At 54.4% G+C, this 22900-nt stretch carries 20 protein-coding genes; 17 read left to right on the top strand and 3 right to left on the bottom strand.

The window, feature by feature from the left end; all coding sequences use genetic code 11:
• Positions 1 to 448: 448 nt before the first annotated feature.
• From nirB to TH30_RS10995, 4 genes are read left to right on the top strand one after another with little or no spacing between them, the layout of a single operon-like run.
• Positions 449 to 2920: a nitrite reductase large subunit NirB gene (gene nirB / locus TH30_RS11010; RefSeq protein ID WP_114098147.1), complete on the top strand. Its 2472-nt coding sequence runs from the start codon at positions 449 to 451 to the stop codon at positions 2918 to 2920.
• 5 nt (positions 2921 to 2925) lie between these two features.
• The gene (gene nirD / locus TH30_RS11005; RefSeq protein WP_114098146.1) at positions 2926 to 3276 is read left to right on the top strand and encodes a nitrite reductase small subunit NirD; all 351 of its coding nucleotides are present in this window, start codon (positions 2926 to 2928) and stop codon (positions 3274 to 3276) included.
• Entirely contained in the window at positions 3266 to 5974 is a 2709-nt protein-coding gene (locus TH30_RS11000) for a nitrate reductase (protein ID WP_114098145.1), read from the top strand. The genes nirD and TH30_RS11000 overlap by 11 nt, the downstream gene beginning before the upstream one ends.
• Positions 5946 to 6956, top strand: a complete 1011-nt coding sequence (locus tag TH30_RS10995) for a siroheme synthase (RefSeq protein ID WP_114098144.1) — start codon at positions 5946 to 5948, stop codon at positions 6954 to 6956. Before TH30_RS11000 ends, TH30_RS10995 begins: the two co-directional genes overlap by 29 nt.
• A gap of 104 nt (positions 6957 to 7060) precedes the next feature.
• Here the strand turns inward: TH30_RS10995 and TH30_RS10990 are convergent, their stop codons facing one another.
• Positions 7061 to 8560 (bottom strand): CoA-acylating methylmalonate-semialdehyde dehydrogenase, encoded by a 1500-nt coding sequence (locus tag TH30_RS10990; protein WP_114098143.1) that lies wholly within the window; start codon positions 8558 to 8560, stop codon positions 7061 to 7063.
• A gap of 151 nt (positions 8561 to 8711) precedes the next feature.
• Here TH30_RS10990 and TH30_RS10985 point away from each other — a divergent pair, with 151 nt between their 5' ends.
• Positions 8712 to 9599, top strand: a complete 888-nt coding sequence (locus tag TH30_RS10985; protein ID WP_114098142.1) for a LysR family transcriptional regulator — start codon at positions 8712 to 8714, stop codon at positions 9597 to 9599.
• Between the two features lie 308 nt (positions 9600 to 9907).
• On the opposite strand, the gene TH30_RS10980 is transcribed toward TH30_RS10985, so the two are convergent.
• Positions 9908 to 10312 (bottom strand): DUF2218 domain-containing protein, encoded by a 405-nt coding sequence (locus TH30_RS10980; protein WP_114098141.1) that lies wholly within the window; start codon positions 10310 to 10312, stop codon positions 9908 to 9910.
• 474 nt (positions 10313 to 10786) lie between these two features.
• Positions 10787 to 11353: a 4'-phosphopantetheinyl transferase family protein gene (locus TH30_RS10975; protein WP_147251977.1), complete on the bottom strand. Its 567-nt coding sequence runs from the start codon at positions 11351 to 11353 to the stop codon at positions 10787 to 10789.
• A 130-nt stretch (positions 11354 to 11483) separates the two neighbouring features.
• Here TH30_RS10975 and TH30_RS10970 point away from each other — a divergent pair, with 130 nt between their 5' ends.
• The 12 genes from TH30_RS10970 to TH30_RS10915 are packed head-to-tail and all read left to right on the top strand — an operon-like array spanning position 11484 to position 22898.
• Entirely contained in the window at positions 11484 to 11882 is a 399-nt protein-coding gene (locus TH30_RS10970; RefSeq protein WP_147251976.1) for a hypothetical protein, read from the top strand.
• An 8-nt stretch (positions 11883 to 11890) separates the two neighbouring features.
• Positions 11891 to 12652, top strand: a complete 762-nt coding sequence (locus tag TH30_RS10965; RefSeq protein WP_114098138.1) for a beta-ketoacyl synthase chain length factor — start codon at positions 11891 to 11893, stop codon at positions 12650 to 12652.
• Entirely contained in the window at positions 12645 to 13484 is an 840-nt protein-coding gene (locus TH30_RS10960; RefSeq protein WP_114098137.1) for a lysophospholipid acyltransferase family protein, read from the top strand. The genes TH30_RS10965 and TH30_RS10960 overlap by 8 nt, the downstream gene beginning before the upstream one ends.
• Positions 13459 to 13719, top strand: a complete 261-nt coding sequence (locus TH30_RS10955) for a phosphopantetheine-binding protein (RefSeq protein ID WP_114098136.1) — start codon at positions 13459 to 13461, stop codon at positions 13717 to 13719. Before TH30_RS10960 ends, TH30_RS10955 begins: the two co-directional genes overlap by 26 nt.
• 2 nt (positions 13720 to 13721) lie before the next feature.
• Entirely contained in the window at positions 13722 to 13970 is a 249-nt protein-coding gene (locus tag TH30_RS10950) for an acyl carrier protein (RefSeq protein WP_114098135.1), read from the top strand.
• Positions 13951 to 14556, top strand: coding sequence for a COG4648 family protein (locus TH30_RS10945; RefSeq protein WP_114098134.1), 606 nt, complete (start codon positions 13951 to 13953; stop codon positions 14554 to 14556). Before TH30_RS10950 ends, TH30_RS10945 begins: the two co-directional genes overlap by 20 nt.
• Entirely contained in the window at positions 14553 to 16265 is a 1713-nt protein-coding gene (locus TH30_RS10940; RefSeq protein WP_114098133.1) for an ApeI family dehydratase, read from the top strand. The genes TH30_RS10945 and TH30_RS10940 overlap by 4 nt, the downstream gene beginning before the upstream one ends.
• Positions 16262 to 17971 carry a glycosyltransferase family 2 protein gene (locus TH30_RS10935; RefSeq protein ID WP_114098132.1) on the top strand — a complete coding sequence of 570 codons (1710 nt, stop codon included), beginning with the start codon at positions 16262 to 16264 and terminating at the stop codon, positions 17969 to 17971. The genes TH30_RS10940 and TH30_RS10935 overlap by 4 nt, the downstream gene beginning before the upstream one ends.
• Positions 17961 to 19520, top strand: a complete 1560-nt coding sequence (locus tag TH30_RS10930) for an HAL/PAL/TAL family ammonia-lyase (protein WP_114098131.1) — start codon at positions 17961 to 17963, stop codon at positions 19518 to 19520. Before TH30_RS10935 ends, TH30_RS10930 begins: the two co-directional genes overlap by 11 nt.
• Complete coding sequence (locus TH30_RS10925) at positions 19517 to 19924, top strand: acyl-CoA thioesterase (RefSeq protein ID WP_114098130.1); 408 nt, start codon at positions 19517 to 19519, stop codon at positions 19922 to 19924. The genes TH30_RS10930 and TH30_RS10925 overlap by 4 nt, the downstream gene beginning before the upstream one ends.
• Positions 19921 to 20589: a LolA family protein gene (locus TH30_RS10920; RefSeq protein WP_114098129.1), complete on the top strand. Its 669-nt coding sequence runs from the start codon at positions 19921 to 19923 to the stop codon at positions 20587 to 20589. The genes TH30_RS10925 and TH30_RS10920 overlap by 4 nt, the downstream gene beginning before the upstream one ends.
• Positions 20589 to 22898: an MMPL family transporter gene (locus TH30_RS10915; RefSeq protein ID WP_114098128.1), complete on the top strand. Its 2310-nt coding sequence runs from the start codon at positions 20589 to 20591 to the stop codon at positions 22896 to 22898. Before TH30_RS10920 ends, TH30_RS10915 begins: the two co-directional genes overlap by 1 nt.
• Positions 22899 to 22900: the final 2 nt, after the last annotated feature.

Raw genomic sequence — 22900 nt, 5'->3', positions numbered from 1 at the left:
GATGCGGGATAAAAGTCATAAATCACTGGAATCCATGTGTTTTAAGTGATCGCGCATGCAACGAACAATTTCAGATGTCGCAAGATGCGCAAAGTTTGCACAAATTTTAACCTCACCACTTTTGTGCTGTTTATTTTTTAATCATTAATGTGTCTCAGGTGAAATACCCTTCAACCGAAGGGATTTGATTCCCCGTTATATTCCAGCACCTTGAAAGATAATCTCGTATATTTTTCATTCTGGCACGGCGCTTGAATATAGAGGGGTATGAGCGCGGGCAGTGTCGCCTGCAGCTCCGGCCCGAAAAGCCGATCCTATATATAAAGAATCCAAAGACGGGTTCACCGGATAACGACGTCCGTTGCGAAATGCCTTTTTAAAGGGCAGGCCGCATCGGGCGTTTTTTTTTGTGCCAACTTCGCATCCCGCGACGAGGAGCCAGAGACAAATGAACCACGTCCCTGCAAATATAAAAGCCGCAAAAGCCCGCCTGGTTGTCATTGGCAACGGCATGGCCGGCATGAGAACCGTTGAAGAGATTCTCAACCGCACGCCCGACAAATATGACATCACCGTTTTCGGTGCCGAACCGCGTGTGAACTATAACCGCATCATGCTTTCGCCATTACTGTCCGGTGAAAAGGATTTCGACGAAATCGTCATCAACACCCCGGAATGGTACAGGGAAAACAACATCCATCTTTATTCCGGCGATCCGGTGATTGAAATCGACCGCATCCGTAAAGTGGTCATTTCCAAAAGCGGCACCGAAACCGAATATGACCGACTGCTGCTTGCCACCGGCTCCGACCCGATCATCATTCCGGTTCCCGGTCACAAACTTGATGGCGTTGTCACCTTCCGCGATGTTGATGATGTCGATGTCATGCTTGGCGCCGCCGCCAAGGGCGGCCCGGCTGTGGTTATTGGCGGTGGTCTTTTGGGACTTGAAGCCGCGGTCGGCCTTCAATCGCGGGGCATGGATGTCACGGTTCTGCATCTGGCAGGGCACGTCATGGAACGCCAGCTTGATCCGTCGGCCGGTTATCTTCTTGCACAGGAACTTGAACGGCGCGGCATCACCGTGATTACAGAGGCCGACACCGCAGAAATCGTCGGCACGGACACAGTAACCGGCGTTCGCCTTAAGGACGGGCGCATGATCCCGGCTGATCTGGTGGTCATGGCTGTTGGTATTCGCCCCAACGGGCGTCTTGCCGCCGACACGGGACTTTCAGTCGAACGTGGCATTGTCGTTGATGATGTCATGACCACCAGTGATCCGGCCATCTTTGCGGTTGGCGAATGCGTCCAGCATCGCGGTCAGTGCTATGGCCTTGTGGCACCTTTGTTTGAAATGGCGAAATCCTGTGCCGACCATCTGGCCGAGATCGAAACCGATGGCTATGCCGGTTCGGTGACCTCGACCAAACTGAAGGTTACCGGTGTTGATGTGTTTTCGGCCGGTGACTTTTCCGGTGGTGGCAATACCGAGGAAATCGTGTTCCGCGATGCCGGACGCGGTGTTTACAAACGCATTGTTCTTGAAGACGGCAAGATCAAGGGTGCGGTCCTGTATGGCGACACATCCGATGGCGGCTGGTATTTCCAGCTGATGAAAGAGGGGCAGGATGTCACCGAACTGCGTGACACCCTTGCCTTTGGCCAGGCATTTGCCGGGGGATCCGCCGGAAACCCTCTTGACGCCGTTGCAGCCCTGCCAGATGACGCAGAAATTTGTGGCTGTAACGGCGTTTGCAAAGGTTCCATCGTTGCTGCCATCACCGAAAAGGGCCTGACGACCCTTGATGACGTCAAAGGTCACACCAAGGCATCCGCATCTTGTGGATCATGTTCGGGCCTTGTCGAAAACCTTCTGGCAGCGACGCTTGGCGGTGATTACCAGGCCGCAACCGTAAAGCCGATCTGCACCTGCACAGAGCATGATCATGACAGCGTGCGCCGCCTGATCATTGCCAAGAACCTGAAATCCATGCCTGCTGTGATGCAGGAACTGGAATGGAAATCATCGGATGGCTGCCATGTCTGCCGTCCGGCTTTGAACTATTACCTGTTGGCCGCCTGGCCGGGCGAATATGTCGACCATGGCGCGTCGCGCTTTATTAATGAACGCGTGCACGCCAATATCCAGAAAGACGGCACCTATTCGGTCGTGCCGCGCATGTGGGGCGGGTTGACCAATCCGCGCGAATTGCGCGCCATCGCCGATGTTGCCGACAAATTCGACATTCCCACGGTCAAGGTTACCGGTGGGCAACGTATCGACCTGCTGGGTGTGAAAAAAGAAGACCTTCCGGCGGTCTGGGCGGACCTTAATGCCGCAGGCATGGTTTCGGGTCACGCTTATGGCAAATCGCTTCGTACGGTCAAAACATGCGTCGGGCAGGAATGGTGTCGCTTTGGCACCCAGATGTCGATGAGCATGGGCGTCGAGCTGGAAAAAATGACCTGGGGATCATGGATGCCCCACAAATTCAAAATGGCCGTATCAGGCTGCCCGCGTAATTGCGCCGAAGCCACCATCAAGGATTTCGGCGTGGTCGCAACCGATGGCGGCTGGGACCTGCATGTGGGCGGCAATGGCGGCATTCACGTCCGCGCGACCGAGCTTTTGTGCAAGGTCACAACCGATGAAGAGGTCAGGGAATATTGCGGCGCCTTCATCCAGCTTTACCGCGAAGAGGCCCGTTACCTTGAACGCACGGCACCATGGATCGAACGCGTTGGCCTGAAACATGTTCAGGAACGGGTTGTTGATGATGCCGATAATCGCAAGGCCCTGTTTGATCGCTTCATGATCAGCCAGCAAACCGCCCAGATCGACCCATGGGCCGAACGCGCATCCGAGGGCGTTGATGCCCATGAGTTCAAACCCCTTTCGATGATCGCAGCGGAGTAAGAGCCATGACAAACAATCTGACATGGGTAGAAGTCGGCCCCGCTGCCAACATCCCGCAGCAAGGTGCACGCACCCTTCAGACCCAAACTGACCGGATCGCAATTTTCAGAACCCTTGATGACCAGGTCTTTGCCCTTCTTGATCGCTGCCCCCACAAACAGGGGCCGCTGGCGCAGGGCATTGTGCATGGCCATTTCGTGACCTGCCCGCTTCATAACATGGTGTTTTCGCTTGAAACCGGCGAGGCACAAGGCCCCGATGACGGATGTGCCGCCAAGGTCGAATGCCAGGTCGTTGACGGGATCGTCCGCGTTGGCCTGACCGAACTGCAAGCTGGATTGCGCCATGCGGGATGAGGTCAAAACAACCTGCCCCTATTGCGGCGTTGGCTGTGGCCTGATCATTTCGCCAACCCGTGACGGATGGGCTGTTGGCGGTGATCCAGATCATCCAGCCAATCTTGGGCGCATTTGCTCCAAGGGGGCGGCCCTGATCGATACCATCATGGCCGAAACCAAGCGCGATTTTCGTCTGCTTGAACCGGAAGTCGATGGCAAACAGGTCAGCTGGAAAACGGCCATTGCCGAAACGGCCGACCGTCTGCGCGACACCATTGAAAAGCATGGTCCGAAATCGGTGGCTTTTTATGTCTCTGGTCAGCTTCTGACCGAGGATTATTACGTCGCCAACAAGCTGATCAAGGGTTTCATCGGATCGCCTCATATCGACACCAATTCACGTCTGTGCATGGCCTCGACCGTGGTCGGGCACAAGCGCGCCTTTGGCGCCGATGTGGTGCCGGGATGTTACGAAGACCTTGAAATCGCCGATCTGGTCATTCTGACCGGATCAAATCTGGCATGGTGCCACCCGGTGCTTAACCAGCGCCTGCGTGCAGCCAGGGAAAAACACGGCACCAAGATTGTCGTGATTGATCCACGCAAGACGGCAAGTTGCGATATTGCCGATCTGCACCTTGCCATCAAACCGGGCAGTGACGTTGCCCTGTTTAACGGGTTGCTGGCCTGGCTTGACCAGACGGGCAATACCGACCTTCGTTACGTAGCCCGCCATGTCAGCGGCTACGAACAAGCCGTGGCAGAGGCCCGTGCCGACTGCCCGGATATCGAGACAACCGCGAAAAAATGCGGGCTCGATTTGCAAGACAGTGCCGATGAAACCGGCTCAGGTCTGGGAAAACTGGAAACGTTGTTTAACTGGTTTGCGGCCTTTGAACGCACCGTCACGGTGTTTTCGCAAGGTGTAAACCAGTCCTCTAGCGGGTCGGATAAAGTCAATTCGATCCTCAATTGCCATCTGGCAACTGGCCGTGTCGGAAAACCGGGTTCCAGCCCGTTTTCCGTCACCGGTCAACCCAACGCCATGGGCGGACGCGAAGTTGGCGGCCTTGCCAATCAGCTTGCCGCCCATATGAACCCGAACGATCCGGTCGATGTGGACCGCGTCCGGCGGTTCTGGAAATCGGATGCCCTTGAACCGGGCGAAGGATATAAGGCCGTCGATATGTTTCGCGCGATTGAGACCGGCGAAATCAAGGCGGTCTGGGTCATGGCGACCAACCCGGCAGTCAGCCTGCCCGATGCAGATCGGGTACGTCTTGCGCTGTCGCGCTGTCCGCTGGTGATCGTATCGGATGTCGTTAATGACACTGACACGCTGCGCCATGCCCATATCAAGCTTCCCGCATCGGGCTGGGCCGAAAAATCGGGTACGGTGACCAATTCCGAACGCCGCATTTCACGCCAGCGCCCGTTCCGTGACACACAGGGCAACGCCAAGCCCGACTGGTGGATCATGACCGAAGTTGCCAAGTCCATGGGCTTTGACAAGTCGTTCAAATACAGGGATCCCAGCGACATTTTTGCCGAACATGCCGCCCTGTCGGAATTTGAAAATGACGGAATGCGCGCCTTTGACATCGGCATTTGGCGCAAGGCCAAGAAGTCGGCCTATGACGCCATGCAGCCGTTCCAATGGCCTGCATCACGCAAGAATCAGCCTGCGAGCGGATCCGAACGCCTTTATGGTGACGGAATCTTCACCACCTCAAGCGGTCGGGCAAAAATGCTGGGCGTGGCCCACATCCCACCGCAATCACAAACCAGCCATGATTTCCCGCTGATCGCCAATAGTGGACGTTATCGCGATCAATGGCACACCATGACACGCACCGGAACGGCGGCACGCCTTTCGGCCCATCGTCCGGAACCGTTGCTTGAAATTCATCCCGATGACGCAGCCCGTTTTGGGCTTTCGGATGGCGGTATTGCGCGGATCACAAGCAAACAAGGCGCGTCCCTGATGCGGATTGCAATCAGTGACGCACAAATGCCCGGACAGGTTTTCGTTCCGATGCACTGGAACGATGTCTTTTCGGCCGCGGGTGGGATTGGTCGGCTTTTGCCCCCCAATGTCGACCCCCATTCCGGCCAACCCGAAAGCAAGCATATCCCCGTCACACTGGAACCCTTTGTTCCAAAATGGCAAGGATTGCTGTTTTCAAGCACGCCGGTCGATTTATCCGGACTTCCCTATTGGGTGGCAGCAACCGGACCGGGCAGCATGATTTATGAAATCGCCGGGTCTGAGCCGATGATGTTCAAATCCCTGTTGCCAATTGCGGCCAACGAAGATGACCAGCAGGTCATTGAATATAGTGACAGCAAAAAAGGCATTCATCGCTTTGCCCGTCTGAACGGGGATCGCATCACGGGTGCGCTTTTCGTCGGTCCGGACCGACAGGCCCTTGGCCGGGACTGGGTATCAAACCTGTTTGCCTCTGCTCAAATAGCACCACCTGAACGCAATGCCCTTCTGGCCGGACGCATGCCTGATGCCGGGGCGATAAATGATCGCCTGATCTGCTCGTGCTTCTCGGTCGGACTGGCTGCGATAAGTAAGGCTATCACCGAACAGAACGCCGTATCGGCGGTCGATATTGGCCGCTTGCTTCAGGCCGGGACGGGATGCGGATCCTGCCTGCCGGAGATAAAGGAGATTCTCGATGACGCATTACCGCGCGCCGCAGAATAGTCACGCGCCACAGGCAGGCATACATCCCCTGCCTGACACAGCAGAAAACTTTGCCTATTTCCCGGCCTTCATCCATGTAACGGGCAAGAAGGTACTGGTGCTGGGTGGCGGCGAAGTCGCCCTTGGCAAGCTGCGTCTGCTTGCGCGCAGCCAGGCTGTCATCACGGTCATCGCGCCCGAAATTTGCGACGAGATTGCCCTGATGGTGAACGAAGGGCGGATCGCCTGGAAAAGCGCGCCCTTTGTTGACACCATGATCAATGGTGCGGTCATGGTGTTTGATGCTACCGATGATCCATATCTGACGGCGCGGGTTCAGGCCGCCACCAAACGACGCAATATCCTTTTGAACGTGGTCGACAAAACCCCGCATTGCGATTTCATTGTTCCGGCGATCCTTGACCGTGCACCGGTGATGATCACGATTTCAACCGGGGCCTGCGCCCCGGCCCTGGCGCGCATCATTCGTCAACGCCTAGAAACCGTTCTGCCGGCATCAATGTCACAACTGGCCCGCATTGCCCGCGATGCACGGCAAAAGGTTGCCGATCATCTCCATGACAATGTCTCGCGCCAGCGGTTCTGGACCCATTTTTTCCAGCGCGGATTACAGGGCAGTACAAACCGCCCCACCGGGCATGAGGATATTGATGATGCTCTGAGACACTTCGTTCCGGATGGCAGCAGCGCAACGGTGCCCAGTGGTCAGATCATGAATACCGAAATCCATGCCGATACCGCTTTTGACCTGCCCCATGGCATCGCGCGTGCGATTGAAACGGCTGATATCGTGTTTCACGAGGACCACATTGCCGAAGATATCCTGACGCTTGCCCGGCGTGATGCCACCCTGATCCCGATTGGTTGCATCAGTCTGGATGAAAATCCGGCGAACAAACGCGAAAGCATCCATCAACAAACCAAGATCTTTGCCCGACAGGGTTTCAATATCGTCACCCTGACCCAGCCAATCACGCATTAGGCCGCGAAATCACCCTGTGGATATATGGCTCCCCGTATTCCACATAAACTAAAGGCGCGCAAAGCACTCCTTGCGCGCCTTTCTTTTTGCCACGATAGCAAAAGTTATTTCATCGTCGGCATGACGAATTCAGCACCCTTGCGAATACCGGTCGGCCAGCGCGAGGTGATGGTTTTCAGTTTGGTGTAGAAACGCACACCTTCCGGACCATGCATGTGATGATCACCAAACAGCGACGCTTTCCAGCCCCCAAACGAATGGAAGGCCATCGGAACCGGGATCGGAACGTTAATACCGACCATGCCGGTCTGGGTACGGGCGGCAAATTCACGTGCGGTATCGCCATCACGGGTAAAGATCGCGGTACCATTGCCATATTCGTGGCTATCAACAAGGTTGGCAGCGGTTTCGTAGTCGTCGGCACGAACAACCGACAGAACCGGGCCAAAGATTTCTTCCTTGTAGATGCTCATATCCGGGGTGACGTCATCAAACAGGGTGCCACCAACAAAGTAGCCTTCTTCATATCCCTGAAGCTTGATGTCGCGGCCATCAACAACCAGCTTTGCACCTTCTTCGACACCCTTGTTGATATAACCAACAACCTTGTCACGATGTGCCGCCGTGACCAGCGGGCCCATTTCGGCTGCCGGATCGGTACCCGGCGCCACGCGCAGTTCATTGATGCGCGGAACCAGCTTTTCAATCAGGGTATCTGCGGTCGCCTTGCCAACGGGCACCGCAACCGAGATTGCCATACAGCGTTCGCCAGCCGAACCATAAGCCGCCCCCATCAGGGCATCGACGGCCTGATCCATATCGGCGTCGGGCATGATGATCATGTGGTTTTTCGCACCACCCAGCGCCTGGCAACGCTTGCCCTGCGCGGTTGCTGTTTCGTAGATGTATTTCGCAATAGGGGTCGAACCGACAAAGCTGATCGCGGTGACGTCCGGGTCAAACAGAAGCGCATCAACCGCTTCCTTGTCGCCCTGAACCACGTTGAAAACGCCATCGGGAAGACCGGCCTCGGTCAGCCATTCTGCCAGAAGCAGCGATGCCGACGGATCGCGCTCCGACGGTTTGAGGATAAAGCAGTTGCCACAGGCAAGCGCGACCGGGAACATCCACATCGGCACCATGGCCGGGAAGTTGAACGGCGTGATACCGGCAACGATACCAAGCGGCTGACGGATCGAATGGCTATCGACCTTGGTTCCGACATTCTCGGTAAACTCGCCTTTAAGAAGCTGCGGCGCACCGGTTGCGAATTCAACAACCTCGATGCCGCGGGTGACCTCACCCAATGCATCGGACAGAACCTTGCCATGTTCTGCGGTGATGGCTGCCGCCAGTTCTTCGGAACGTTCTTCAAGGATGCCAAGGAATTTGTTCAGGATACGTGAACGACGCAGCGGTGTTGTATTGGCCCATTCATCACGAACAGCCGCAGCCGATTGAACCGCGGCGCGGACTTCGGATTTGGAGGCAAGATCAACCGTTCCGCTCTGTGCGCCGGTTGCAGGATTGAATACAGCAGCAGAACGACCGGACGTACCGGCGACGCGCTTGCCATTGATGTAATGAGTGATCTGGGTCGACATGGGGTTCCTCCCGACTAAACCTGATTTCGGATTGCCTGATTTCATGACCGGCAAAGTAACCCATTATGACTATGCACTGCGATGCACATCAATTATCATTCCTGCAAATTCGATGTGCAAAAATTAAAGTCATCAAAGGTCAGTTGCTACCATGGACTGGGATCGTTTCCGTATCTTCCTTGCCGTCGCCAGACAGGGGCAAATCCTTGCAGCCGCCCGCCAGCTTGGCCTTAACCATGCAACGGTTGGCCGACAGCTTACCGCACTGGAACAGGAACTCGGCACCAAGCTGATTGAACGGCGCACCACCGGATCGGAATTAACCACGGCGGGACAGGAACTAATGGCTGCAGCAGAGGCCGCTGAATCCGCCTTTCTGCGTGCCGGAACTGCCGTTTCAAACCAGTCCGAAACCATCAGCGGCACGGTGCGCGTTGGCGTCCCCGACGGCTTGGGAAACTATTTTCTTGCAAGTGAGTTGGCTCACTTTGCGGCGCAAAACCCTGATCTGGTGATTCAGATTGTGCCACTACCAAGGACATTTTCGCTGTCCCAGCGCGAAGCCGACATTGCCATCACCCTTGATCGCCCCAAACAGGGGCGCTTGGTCATCAAGAAACTGACCGACTATACGCTGAGCGTCTATGCCAGCCGGGATTATATTGAACGTTATGGCGATGTACGGACCGAGGCCGATCTTTCAGACCGCCTGTTTGTCACCCATATCGAAGACCTGATTTACAGCCGCGCCCTTGACTACGCAGCCCGCCTTGGCAAACTGATGCGCCGCCGCTTTGAATGCGGCAGCGTGGTCGCCCAGATGGAGGCTGTGCGCAACGGGCATGGGATCGGCATCCTGCATGACTACGCCACCGAAGGCGTGCCCGACCTTGTCCGTCTGCTGCCTGAAATCCGCTTCACCCGAAATTACTGGATGCTCCAGCATCCAGACACCAAGGATACAAGAAGTGTTGCGGCAATCGCGGAATATGTTACGCGAGTTGTCCGCGGGGCGCGGGATCGGTTCGTCGTTGATTAGAACACCCAAAACTCATCCATCAGCCTTCAACTCACGTCCGGCCCCGATCACCTCTGGTTACTTCCACCTTGTGGATCAATGCACCAGTTCGGCAGCATCGAACTGATTCAGTTCACCGAATACCGGGCGTTCGCGGCTTTATGCCTTTTATCCCAAGATGATGAAGGGCAACATCCTGGTGGATCAAACAGCTCCCGAACGACATCAGGCACAAAGACCGTTTGCGTCTTTGTGCCTGCATGAGGTGCTGATCAGACAGCAATCTGGCAACCTTTTGAACTGCCAGATGATCTGTTAATGACCGTTGGTCAATGTTTGCGCCAGTCAAATTCGATGATCTGCTGATCAGACAGGCTCCGCAATTTTTCTTCGAAATAACCACGGATCTGATCAAGCCCCTTGTCATCCGAGGCCGACATCGCAACCGTCAGAAATGACGAAGTGGCTGAGATTTCACAAACGCCGTCCTCGAAGGCCAGAAGACCAGTATTCGGGTCGCGCAGTTCACCATGAATAGGTTCCTGCACAGAGCCGAGAAAACCTTTCAGATAGCTGGGGGCGTTACGTACATAGATATCCGCAAAACAATAATTGGCGTCCATATCCTGATCCAATTCCATATCCGGATGGCTTGCTATCTCCGATGATTCCAACGACGGGTCATCACCTTCATCCTCACCGGTATCCTGTGCCGTGACTATCCGGTCAGACATGCGCAAACCTATTTCTTCCTATGGCGCAAATAATGCGCCAGACGAATTCCCCAATACCCCTGTCGCATGCATAGCACAGAACAGATGCACGCGACAATAGTGACCATCAGTCACTTAGATGTGAGCTCTACTGGAAAGCACACATTTTCTAAAGCGGAAAATGTCGCAAATTCCGAATATCGCAACCCGTTCGGGCAATTTTTTTTTGAAAAAATCAAAAACACTGTTGAAAAGATCGGCTCGGCCCGCAAATGCACCGCAACAAATCAATTAAATACAATAGCTTACCAGAAGCACTGTCTGAGACTTGTCTGGACGCTCCGAGCATGGCAATGCGTCCTTTTTTGGCCCTGGCCGAATTCAAATATGCCGTTCTTGCTGTTTGACCGCAGATGTCACCGGGCCAGAGCGGGAAACATTTCACAAATCCGCAACAACTCATCGCGGAGCAGACAGCTGAGCAGAGACCTGTGGTCAACCTCGACCAACAACGAGTTTCCCGGCAAAACCAGCGGGCATCTGAAGATCAATTTCCATGAATTCAACCAAACGCCCCTGCTGTTCAGGGTCGACAATGCCGGTTGCCTTGAAAAGTGCCTCATAACGGCACCAGCCATCGTAAAAGTCACCGATTTCTGCTGAGGATGGCATACCGATCTGGACAGCCATTTCAGCCACGGGCCTTCTGGGATCGATATATTCGACATCAATGCCAACCCCGAGGTCAGCTTGTGTCGCAAGCACCACGGCAATGACATTGCGTGAATGGCTTATTGATACCGCCAATGACGCGCCTGCAATCTCACCCCATGGACGCCCGTCCTGATCCTTGAACACCCGGCCATCAGATCCGCCGGCAATCATCGCCACAAGGCTTTCGAGGATTTCGTGCGCCACTGCCGAGATCATCTTGCGCGGCGGCCGGGATATTTCCCGATAATCATCAAGGACGTAAAGCACATAAACCACATTGCCGTCACAACAATATGTCGGCTCAATCCCGTCTGCGCCCTCTATCCCGAAAGTGGTACTTGTCGCCACCAACACAATCCATTATTGCTGAAATCTGGTCACACGAGCACGGTCGACTTCCATAAAAATCATGTCATTCGACCGACAATCAACGCGATCAATTGAATTCGTTTTCAACAAAGAATCAAGGCAGATCAAAATGCGTAGCTTGAAACTTGCAGCTGTTGCCATTGTATTGGTGGCACTTGGCGCGTGCACGGCAACCGTTCAGAATTTCTCGAACCAGCCTTTCCCGAGCGATGTTGAAAAGCTCAGCATGGCAGAAATCGAGGCAACCATCATTGAGACCGCATCTGCACGTGACTGGATCGTTCAGCGCGAAAGTGAAGGTCACCTCAAGGCGACCTATAACCCGCGCTCTCATAGTGCTGAAGTCGCGATCGCGTTTGATCAAAAGAAGTATTCGATCATTTATGTCGACAGCGCCAATCTGAACTATAATGGCACTCAAATTCATCGGAACTATAACCGTTGGGTCAATAACCTGAGACAGGATATCCTGCGTGCGGTCTCTGCCCGCGCAGCCCTTGCCAACTAGGACTTCAGATGACGCTGCTTTGCGCCCACATGCCGCAATGGGCCTTTTGGGAAAATACCGATGGTCAGGCTACGCTGACCGTAAAACGCAACGGGGAAGACCTGATTGCGCATGAACAGTCGGATCCGGCCAAACTGGCGCAAAGTATAAAACCGGCCTGGCGGCGGCGTCTTGACCTGTTTGGTCGCGCCGCCGCCGAGGTTCTTGCACACACACTTGCCGGAACAGACAATCCGCGCATCGTATTCTGTTCCCGACATGGCAATATCGAACGAACCGTCAAACTGCTCCATCAGGTCGCAACGGACGAGGCTCTGTCGCCAGCTGATTTCAGCATGTCGGTCCATAATGCCTTTATCGGAGTTGCATCCATCAACTGGTCAATCACCGCAAGCCATACGGCCATTTCAGCAGGTGATGACACCCTGATCGCAGCAATGACTGAAACACTTGCACAACTTGCTACCGACCCGCGACCGGTTGTCCTGTGCTTCGTTGATCTGCCTCTACCTGATATTTATCAGGACCATATTGAACAATCCGATACGGGCATGGCGCTTGCCATTCGCTTTGATCCACATGACAAGGCGGGATCCGGCACGGACAATCTGTTTGGTTTCGCAAACCTTGCCCCGGAAGAACGCAATATGCTTTTGCCCGGCAAAGCATTCGATCAGGCAAAAGCGATGGTCGAGCTTTTGTCATCACGCACAGAGCGCATTAATATTGTCGGCAAAACCACCGCCTGGACACTTTCAAGACATGACTGATTCCGCCCTGGCCCCGACACCCTCCCATCCGAAACCAGTCCGCGGCCTGAACTGGTATTGGCGGCTGATTGCAACCGGCTTTGCATTTGGCAGCTTTGGTCTTGGCGGGTTGTTTATGGCCCTGACAATTTTTCCGGCCATGATGGTCATTCTGCGCAATCGCGCAAAACGCCGTCAATATGCCCAGTTTGTCATCTGTCGGGGTTTTCGGCTGTTTGCCTGGATGCTGGATATCACCGGGGTTGCCGGGGTTCAGGCATATAACCTTGACCGGCTTAAGGATGCGCAGGGTACGTTGATTATCGCCAATCACCCGACACTTCTGGATGTTGTGATGATCCTGTCACGGATGGACCGGTGCCAGTGTGTGGTCAAACATGAACTGTTTCGCAATCCGTTCCTGTTCGGGGTTGTTCGGGCGGCGGGCTTTATCCGGAATGACGACAATCCGGAAAACCTGATCACCCAGGCACGTCACCATCTGGCGTCCGGTGCCAACATCATGATTTTCCCGGAAGGCACCCGAACCCCGCCAAAACACAAGCTTGGCAAGCTTCAGCGCGGAGCCGCAAACATAGCGATAGAAACACAAGCCGACTTGATTCCTGTGGTTGTACATTGTAATCACGATACCTTGAAAAAAGGGGTTCCGTGGTATCGTATTCCGCCGTCAAAAATCCAATACCGGCTGGAAATTGATCCACCAATAATATTCAACGATATTCATGATCCCGAGTTGCCGCGTGCCAAACAATCGCGTGCGTTGACCCGGTTCATCAAAGAATACTTCTTGAGCAGATTGACATATGACTTCGCTGGAAACAGAACTTAAAGCATTCATCATCGAGACGCTTAATCTCGAAGATGTGCAGGTCGATGACATTGATAGTACCGAAGCCCTTTTTGTTGATGGCTTGGGTCTTGATTCTATTGATGCGCTTGAACTTGGCGTCGCGCTTCAGAAAAAATATGATGTCCGTATCGATGCCAAAGACGAAAACGTCAAAACACATTTTGCGTCCGTTCAGAACCTGGCCAAATTCATTCAGTCAGCGAAAGGGGCGTAACCATGCATAGTCGCGACGAAGTCTATAACCAGTTGCAGCATTATCTGGTCGAACTGTTCGAGGTCCCGGCCGAAGACATCACGCCCGATGCCCGCCTGATGGAAGACCTTGATCTTGATAGCATCGATGCTGTCGATCTGATCGTCAAATTCCAGGAACTTACCGGCAAGAAAATCCCGGCCACTGAATTCAAATCGGTCAGAACCGTCGATGACGTGGTCGAGAAAATTCATGACCTGGTCAGCTCCTAGTCGCGTCGGCGCCATTCTGCTTGCGATACTGGGTATTGCCTATCCGGTACTGGTTTATTTCGGGCTTTCGATCTTTTCGCCACGTCTGATCCTTATCATGCTGATTGTTGCTGTCGTCCTGCGTGCCGCCCTGTTTCTTGGCAGTGGAAAACGCGCACAGGCGGCAAGCTTTCTTGTGATTGCGGTCATTCTGAGCTCTGCGGGGATTGCCAGCGCGCTGGTGGCAATCCGTTTTTATCCGGTCATTGTCAGTTCAACCCTTGCCGCCCTGTTTGGACTATCCCTGTTTTCCGGGATGCCGATGATTGAACGGTTTGCACGGCTTCGGTCTGGTGAACTTGATGCCTATGCCATCGCTTACACCCGCAAACTGACCGGCATATGGGTCGGGTTCTTTGTTCTGAATGGCACCGTTGCGGCATGGACTGCCCTTTATACCAGTATCGAAACATGGACGCTTTATAACGGACTGATTTCCTATGTCCTGATCGGGGTTCTGTTCGTTGGGGAATGGCCGGTGCGCCGTATCCTGCGCGCCCGCCATAACCGGAAATCACAAAACAATCCCCGGCAGGAGAACGCATGAGCGTTTTTTTCACAAACCTCAGTGATCCTCGCAATACTGAAACCGCCTTGTTTCTCGAAGGTGGAAGCACGATCAATGTCGGCACCGTTCAGGCCGATATCGACAAGCTTGCTGCAATGCTTGAACCGGGATCGCGCGTTTCGATCTATTGCCAGTCCACGCGCCTGTTCCTGATTGCTCTTGCGGCCGTGTGGCGGTCCGGTTCGACCGCAATCCTGCCTGCGACGGACAAAAGCGGGTATCTCGATGAAATCGGGCAGCAGTTTGATACACATCTGGATGATGTGCGCATCGCTGATCTGCTTGGCAATCCGAACGATCCGGAAACGGCAAATGATCCGCATGACACTATTGCGGATGCAAGATCCTGCAAGGCCATCTTCTTTACGTCGGGATCAAGTGGCATCCCAAAGCCGATCATAAAGACCCTTGCCCAGATCGAGGACGAAATCAAAACCCAGTCCCTGCTTTGGTGCCCGTTGATGCAGGAAAGATCGCGGGTCATCGGACTTGTTTCCCATCAGCATATCTATGGTCTGATCTTTCGGGTGATCTGGCCGGTCATGAACAGGCAAGTCACCCGTGCCGAACCGGCCCCGTTCTGGGAAATGGTTCTTGCCGAACTGGGAACTGGTGACATGCTGGTTACCAGTCCGGCACAGCTTAAAAACCTTCATCCCGATCTGATCCATGCGCCACGCCCGGCACTTGTCCTGAGTTCTGGCGGACCACTTGATTTACCGACGGCACAGGCCGCCACCAAGATGCTTGGCACCTGCCCGACCGAAATTTATGGAAGCACCGAAACCGGTGGCATTGCCTGGCGTCAACAGCAAGGTGAAAACACACCATGGCATCCGCTTCCGGGGCTGGATACCGGACTGAATGATGACGGCTGTCTGCGCGTGCGTGCAAACCATATTGCCGGGGATGACTGGTATCAGACACAGGACAGGGTCGACATTAACATCGATGACCATAGCTTCGTGCTTAAAGGTCGTGCCGACCGGGTGGTAAAGATCGAGGGCAAGCGTGTTTCGCTTGGAGCAGTGGAAGAACACCTTCGTCAAAGCGACCTTGTCGAAGACGCTGTTGCACTTCTGGCCCATGAAGATGATCAAAGACTGGCCGTTGTGGCGGTTCTGACCGACACGGGCCAGACAGAGTTGCAAAAGCGCGGCCGTTTCCGGATGGGTCGCCTTTTGCGCCGCGATCTTGCGCAATTTGAAGATGACGCGGCATTACCACAGCGCTGGCGATTTGTTGATGCCCTTCCGACAGACAGTCAGGGCAAGAAGCCCCTGCATCTGTTGCGCGCACTATTTGATGACAATGGCAATACTCTTCCGGCGGTTTCAAGTCAGACACGCGATGGCAACAGCCTTTCGATGACGCTTGCACTTAATTCCGGCATGACCTGCTTCAAGGGGCATTTCCCGGGGCAACCGATCCTTCCCGGCGTCGTACAGCTTCATTGGGCCGCCCTTTTTGGCGCGTCACTTTTCGGGTCATCACGCAATGTGTCCGAGGTGAGCCAGCTTAAATTCCGCAAACCAATAACACCCACCGACGTCATCAAACTTGAACTTGATTATGACGCAGCGGCAGGGCGCCTTAAATTCTGTTACCGATCCGACGAAGCCGATCTGCATAGTTCGGGCACCCTGAAGTTACGCACGCCCGATACATACCAAGGTGACGTCGCGTGAAAGTCTGTGCGCTGATCCCGACCCATAATCATCATAGCGTTCTGGCTGATGTCGTTGCATCGATCCGCGCCCATGATCTTTGTGTGTTCATCATTGATGACGGCTCAAATGAACAGACACGGCAGGTCGTCGAAAGCCTTCATGATCCGGAAAATGGCGTGATCTGTTATCGGCTGCCACGTAATGGCGGGAAGGGTGTGGCGGTCATGACAGGAATGGAAATTGCCCGGAAGGCCGGATTTAGCCACGCCATCCAGATTGATGCCGACGGGCAGCATGACCTTGCCCGGATCCCTGAGATGCTGACTGCGGCAAATGGTAACCCGGATGCACTGATCACCGGTCTTCCGATCTATGACGGCAGCATTCCGACCGGGCGCAAAATCGGGCGCTGGGTGACCCATGTATGGGTGTGGATTGAAACGCTTTCCTTTGCCATCCGCGACAGCATGTGCGGGTTTCGTGTCTATCCGCTTGAACAAAGCCTTGCGGTCTGGCGCGAAGAGGGTCTTGGCAAAAAGATGGATTTTGACACCGAACTGATGGTGCGTCTGTTCTGGCGCGGTGTGCCGGTGATCCATATTCCGACCAAGGTGACATACCCCGAAGGAAACACATCAAACTTCCGGATGTGGAAAGACAATGTCCTGATCAGCTGGATGCATACCAGACTGGTTTTTGGCATGATCTGGCGGTTGCCGGGATTTGTGATCCGGGGCGGGCGATTTGTCCAAACCGGGAAAACGGGATCACACAGCGCAACACCCCCACCGTCCGAGCACTGGTCAGAGATTGATGAACGGGGCATCTATTTCGGGATGCGGTTCCTTGGCATGGTGTATCGCTATTGCGGTCGGCGGTTTTGTCTGGCGATCATGTTGCCGATCATTTTTTACTTCTACCTGACCGGTCGCGCTGCCCGACAGGCGTCACATGATTTTCTGAGCCGCGCGCAAAAGGCCGGGGCGGATATTGCACCAACGCGCATGAATGTGTTTCGCCATTTTGTTCAGTTTGGTGAAAGCGCACTCGACAAGATCGCCGCCTGGAGCGGGCGGCTAAAAGAAAGCAATCTTGACCTTCCCGATGATGCCACCAGCCTGTTTGATTATTTGCCGCGCAATCAGGCAGTGGTTCTGCTGGTTTCGCATTTCGGCAATATGGAACTGGTGCGCGCCATTGCCAGCCGGGATCGCGATTTTCGCGTCAATGTGTTGCTGCATCAAAAGAATGCCGCCCGGTTTGGTCGCGTCCTGAAGAAATTTGCCCCCGAAAGTCAGGTCGACCTGATTGAAGTCACCGAAATCGGCCCCGACACCGCGATGATGCTGCGCGAACGGGTTGACCGGGGGGAATGGGTGGTGATTGCCGCCGACCGCGTTGCGATTGGCGCACGCGACAAAACGGTCCACACACCGTTCCTGGGCGATGACGCACCATTCCCGCAAGGTCCGTTTATCCTTGCCTATTTGCTGCAATGCCCGGTCTACTCGGCTGCGGCATGGCGTTCGGGGAAAAAATTCAGGATTGCCTGGCACAAGCTGGCCGATCAGATGATCCTGCCGCGTGCAAAGCGCGAAGAGGCGATCAAAAATTACGCCAGCCTGTATGCGCAATGGCTTGAAAAGATTGTTGTTAATGAACCGCTGCAATGGTTCAATTTCTATGACTTCTGGGCGAAGAAAAAGGCAGATAATGACCAATAATCACATCAACATCATTTTCGGCGAGAACGATCTGATGATCGAGGATGTGATTGCCCTGTCAGAACAGCGCGCCCAACCGGTTCTGTCTGGTGACGCAGAGTTCCGCAATCGCATCCAGAACGGCGCGGACTTCCTTGATCGCGAATTGCGCGAGCATGGTCATATTTACGGGGTCACCACCGGTTATGGGGATTCAGTATCTCGCCGCGTGCCCCCCGAACTGGTTGCAGAACTCCCCCTGCATCTAAGCCGTTTTCATGGCTGCGGTCTTGGCAACATCCTGCCCGCCGATCAGGCGCGTGCGGTGCTGGCCGTCCGTCTGGCATCACTTTGCAGTGGCTATTCTGCCGTAAGTGTCGATCTTCTTGATCAGCTGACCGGCCTTCTGGCCCATGACATTACGCCGCTGATCCCCGAAGAAGGATCGGTCGGAGCATCCGGGGACCTGACCCCGCTATCCTATGTTGCTGCGGCCCTGATCGGCGAGCGCGATGTGCTCTATCGTGGCACCCAAACAACAGCCAAGGATGCACTTGAGCAAGCTGGCCTGACGCCACTGGTGTTGCGCCCCAAAGAAGCATTGGCCATCATGAATGGCACGGCCGTTATGACGGCTCTGATGTGTCAGGCATTTGTTCGCGCGCAATATCTATGCAAACTGACCAGCCGTATCACGGCAATGGCAAGCATTGGCCTTCTGGGCAATCCCGCACATTTCGACAAACGGCTTTTCGCGGCAAAGCCCCACCCCGGACAGGCACAGATTGCAGCATGGATTGAGAATGATCTTGCTCATCTTGGACCGGATTACGAACCGGCACGCTTGCAGGATCGCTATTCATTGCGCTGCGCGCCGCATGTGATTGGTGTGCTGGCCGATATGATGCCCACCTTCCGCAGGACGCTTGAAATCGAACTCAATAGTGCAAATGACAATCCGCTGCTTGATGTTGGTGAAAACACCATTTTGCATGGCGGTCATTTTTACGGCGGCCACATTGCCTTTGTTGCGGATGGCATGAAGACACTGGTCGCCAATCTGGCCGATCTGATGGACCGGCAGATGGCGCTTCTGGTTGATACCAGATTCAACCACGGCCTCCCATCCAACCTGTCGGGATCGGGGGCTGATCGTGCATCGATCAATCATGGCCTGAAGGCCGTCCAAATCGGTGCCTCAGCCTGGACGGCAGAGGCCCTGAAACAAACCATGCCGGCCAGCGTATTTTCGCGATCCACCGAATGTCATAACCAGGACAAGGTCAGCATGGGCACGATTGCCGCGCGCGATTGCCTGCGTGTCCTGCAACTGACCGAACAGGTGGTTGCAGCCAACCTGATTGCCGCCCTTCAGGCCATCCGCCTGCGGGAGAAATCGGGCGAGATTACGCAAGCGCAACTCGGCCCGGACCTTGTCCGCTTTATCGACCAGCTTAAGGAAGACATTGGCTTTATCGATGAAGACCAGCCACTTGAAGCGACCTTGCGATTGGTGATTTCACGTATTCAGGGCCGCCACTGGGCACTTTATGACGGGGAGGTCGCATGATAGCCGCATCCGTCACCGAAACCATCCAGTTCTATCATCTTGATCCGATGAATGTGGTCTGGCACGGCAATTACGTTCAGTTCTTTGAAAATGCCCGCTGTGCGCTGCTTGACAAGATTGACTATAACTATCCGCAGATGGATGAAAGCGGCTATCTGTGGCCGGTCGTCGATATGCGGGTCAAATATGTCCGTCCCTGCCGGTTCGGACAGGAAATCCGCATTACCGCAACACTCAGGGAATATGAAAACCGGCTCAAGATTGATTATCTGATTACCGACGCCAAAACCGGTGACAAGCTGACCAAGGGCTTTACCATTCAGGTTGCCGTTGAAAAGGCGACCGGCGAAATGCTGTTTGCCAGCCCGGAATGTCTGATCTCCAAGCTGGAAGTACAAAAATGATCAGGCTTCGCACCATCGCACAGCAGATATTGGTGACCTTTGGCATTGTCATTCTGATGACAATTTCAGCTTTGGTTTCATCTGTGCGGGCCGATAGTGCGGGTATTTCCGCACCACTTTCAATTTCCGATGATGCCTATCTGACCGGGGTCTTTCAACTGGACCGGCACCTGAACGGGTTTGATCAGCCCCTTGTTTCAACGGGCAGCTTTACCCTGTCCCCCAAAGACGGGCTGGTGTGGGAAAATCAGGAACCATTCCCCGATACCACCGTGATGACAGATCGCGGGATTACCCGTGTGCTTGACGATGGCAGCACAGAAGTCATTGCAAGTGGCGCACAGTTTCATCAATTCATCGCCCTAATTTCTGCCGTTCTTGCCGGAAACTGGGATGCCTTGTCGGCACATTTCACCATTGCCGAAATGCCCCCGGAAACCGGCGAAAACAACGCATCCTGGCACGTAAAACTTGTCCCGCTTGCCGGTCTTCCGATTGCAGATCAGATCATCGAGATCACGGCATCGGGCGATCAGTTTGTTGAACATGTCACGATTAAAAAGCCATCTGGCGATTATGATGACATCACACTTGGCAATCAGGCAAAGGCATCCCTGCCCTTGCCCGGTGATATCGCAATCCTTCTGTCCGGGCAGGCACAATAATGAAGCTGCGCGCCACCATATGGGTGATCTGTCTGCTGGTCATGGGGATCGTGACGGTCTGGCAGATCAGCGCGAAGCACAGCCGCATTGATGGCGATATTCTTGCCCTGATCGGGCAGGAAAGTGGTCCGGAAAACGCCGAACGGTTTTCAGATATCAATATTGTCCGTGATCTTTTGGCACGCGATGCCCGTCAGGCCATCGTTATGGTCTCACATGGCAATCGCAATGCCCTTGAGACCGCAAGCCGGGATATGGCCCAAGAGTTTCGTGACATTGCTGGCACAAACAATGTCAGCCTGCCGGGCTTTGAAACCGGTGATGCGCAGTCCCTTTATGGGCTTTATCAAAAGCATGCCAACGGGCTTCTATCGCAAAAGGATCGCGATAGTCTGATGAATGGTGACGGGCAGCGACTGTTTCGTCGTGCCTTGCAGGATCTTTATTCCCCGTCATCCATGATCAGTGCTCAGTCGCTTGGAAACGATCCATTTTCGCTTCTTCCGGGGTTTCTGTCCGAGCTTGGCAGCAAGATCGGACAAAGCGGTCTGGTTCAGGATGACAACCGGTTTGCAACACCAATCATCATCACCCTGTCGCCGGATGTCCGCACCAACGGGCAGGAAGCGCAATGGGTGGAACAGATCAACGATGTGATTGCGACAAGAAGCGCATCCGATGCTGCGCTTCACATCGCAAAAACCGGTCAGGTTTTCTTTGCCGTATCAGAAGCCAGCCACGCACGCAGCGACGTTCAACGCATAGCGATAATTGCCACCATCGGTGTGATCATGATGGTGGTTGGTGTATTTATGTCGACACTTCCACTGGTTGCGACACTGCTGACCGTGGGCAGTGGATTGCTTGCCGGGATTACCGCCCTTGTTGTCGTCTTTGACAGCATCCACGCCATTGCACTGGTGTTTGGTGCAAGCCTGATTGGCATTTCGATTGATTATGCGCTGCATTTTCTGGTTCTGCCAAAGTCGGTCGGGGCTGCCAGCGTACGGCTTGCGCATATTCGTCCGGGCTTGCGGCTTGGGCTTCTGACCACTGTTTGCGGCTTTGCTGCCCTTGCCGTGACGCCGACAGTCTTGCTTGCACAGATATCGCTTTATTCCATTTCCGGACTGATTGCGGCCTATGTCACTGTGGTGACGATCCTGCCCGTTCTGCCCCATCGTGATGCAAGGGACCGGTCAGCCATCCGCACGATCTATGCCCATATTGATAACGCTTTGCTGAAAGTCCGCATCCCTCAGAAACAACGTCTGGCGGTTCTGGCATGTGCGGTCATCGGCCTGATTACAACCGTCTATTCCCTGCCCGCCAATGACGATATAGCGGCCCTTGGTCACGGCAATGCAGCCCTGATCGAAGATGCCCGCGAGATTGGCGAAACGCTGGGGATAGGGGGCAATCCGCAATTCATCCGCATTGATGGCAGTCTTGTTCAGGACCGCCTCGAAACAGGTGAAGCTGTACGCACCGCCCTCACCCCGATTATCCGGGACAGTATTCTGGGAAGTCTGTTTGGTCTGTCCGATGTCATTCCATCGATTAAACGACAGCAAGAAAACCGCGAACTGGTGGCTAAGGAACTGGAAGAACCCTTTGGGGCAAAGCTGCGGGCATCATTACCGGTCCAAACTCCCACCCAACATACCGAAAGTGATTTTCTGGAACCTGATCCGGATATTTTGGGGACCATCCCGGCCCTTGCGAGCTTGCAGCACGGGGAAACCGATATTATCCGGCTTGGTGCCGTTAAAGATGCCGATGCCATTCGCGACGCAATTGCAGACATTGGCAATGCCCGGCTGATCAATCCGCGCGAAACCATCACAGCCCAGTTCGCGCATTACCGGAACTGGGCCACGATTGCGCTTGCGGCATCACTGATCGTTGCCGGTATCCTTGCCATCATAAGATATGGTGCATATGCCGGTTTGAACGTCCTTGCCGCACCCTTGATTGCCATCCTGATTGCCGTTATCGGAGCATTCGCATTGGGTGTGACGATCAATTTCTTTGCAATCATGGCGCTGTTTCTGGTGTTTGCCATCGGGGCGGATTACGCGATTTTCACCTCTGAAAGTCGACATCACGGCCAACAGACGGAAACCCGCTTTGCCGTGTTCCTGTCCCTGATCAGCAGCATTCTGGCCTTTGGGCTTTTGGCGACAAGCTCGGTACCGGTGGTCAATACCATCGGCACCATCATTTCAATCGGTCTGGCCTGTGCCTGGATACTTTCCTACTGGATGTGTTCAATACCCGCACAAGCTGACACTACCGACAGCCGGTAATC

Source organism: Thalassospira profundimaris, from assembly GCF_003326795.1.
GTDB classification, from domain to species: Bacteria; Pseudomonadota; Alphaproteobacteria; order Rhodospirillales; family Thalassospiraceae; genus Thalassospira; species Thalassospira profundimaris_C.
Note: the sequence above shows the minus strand (reverse complement) of the source record. Positions and strands in the feature narration are given on the sequence as shown.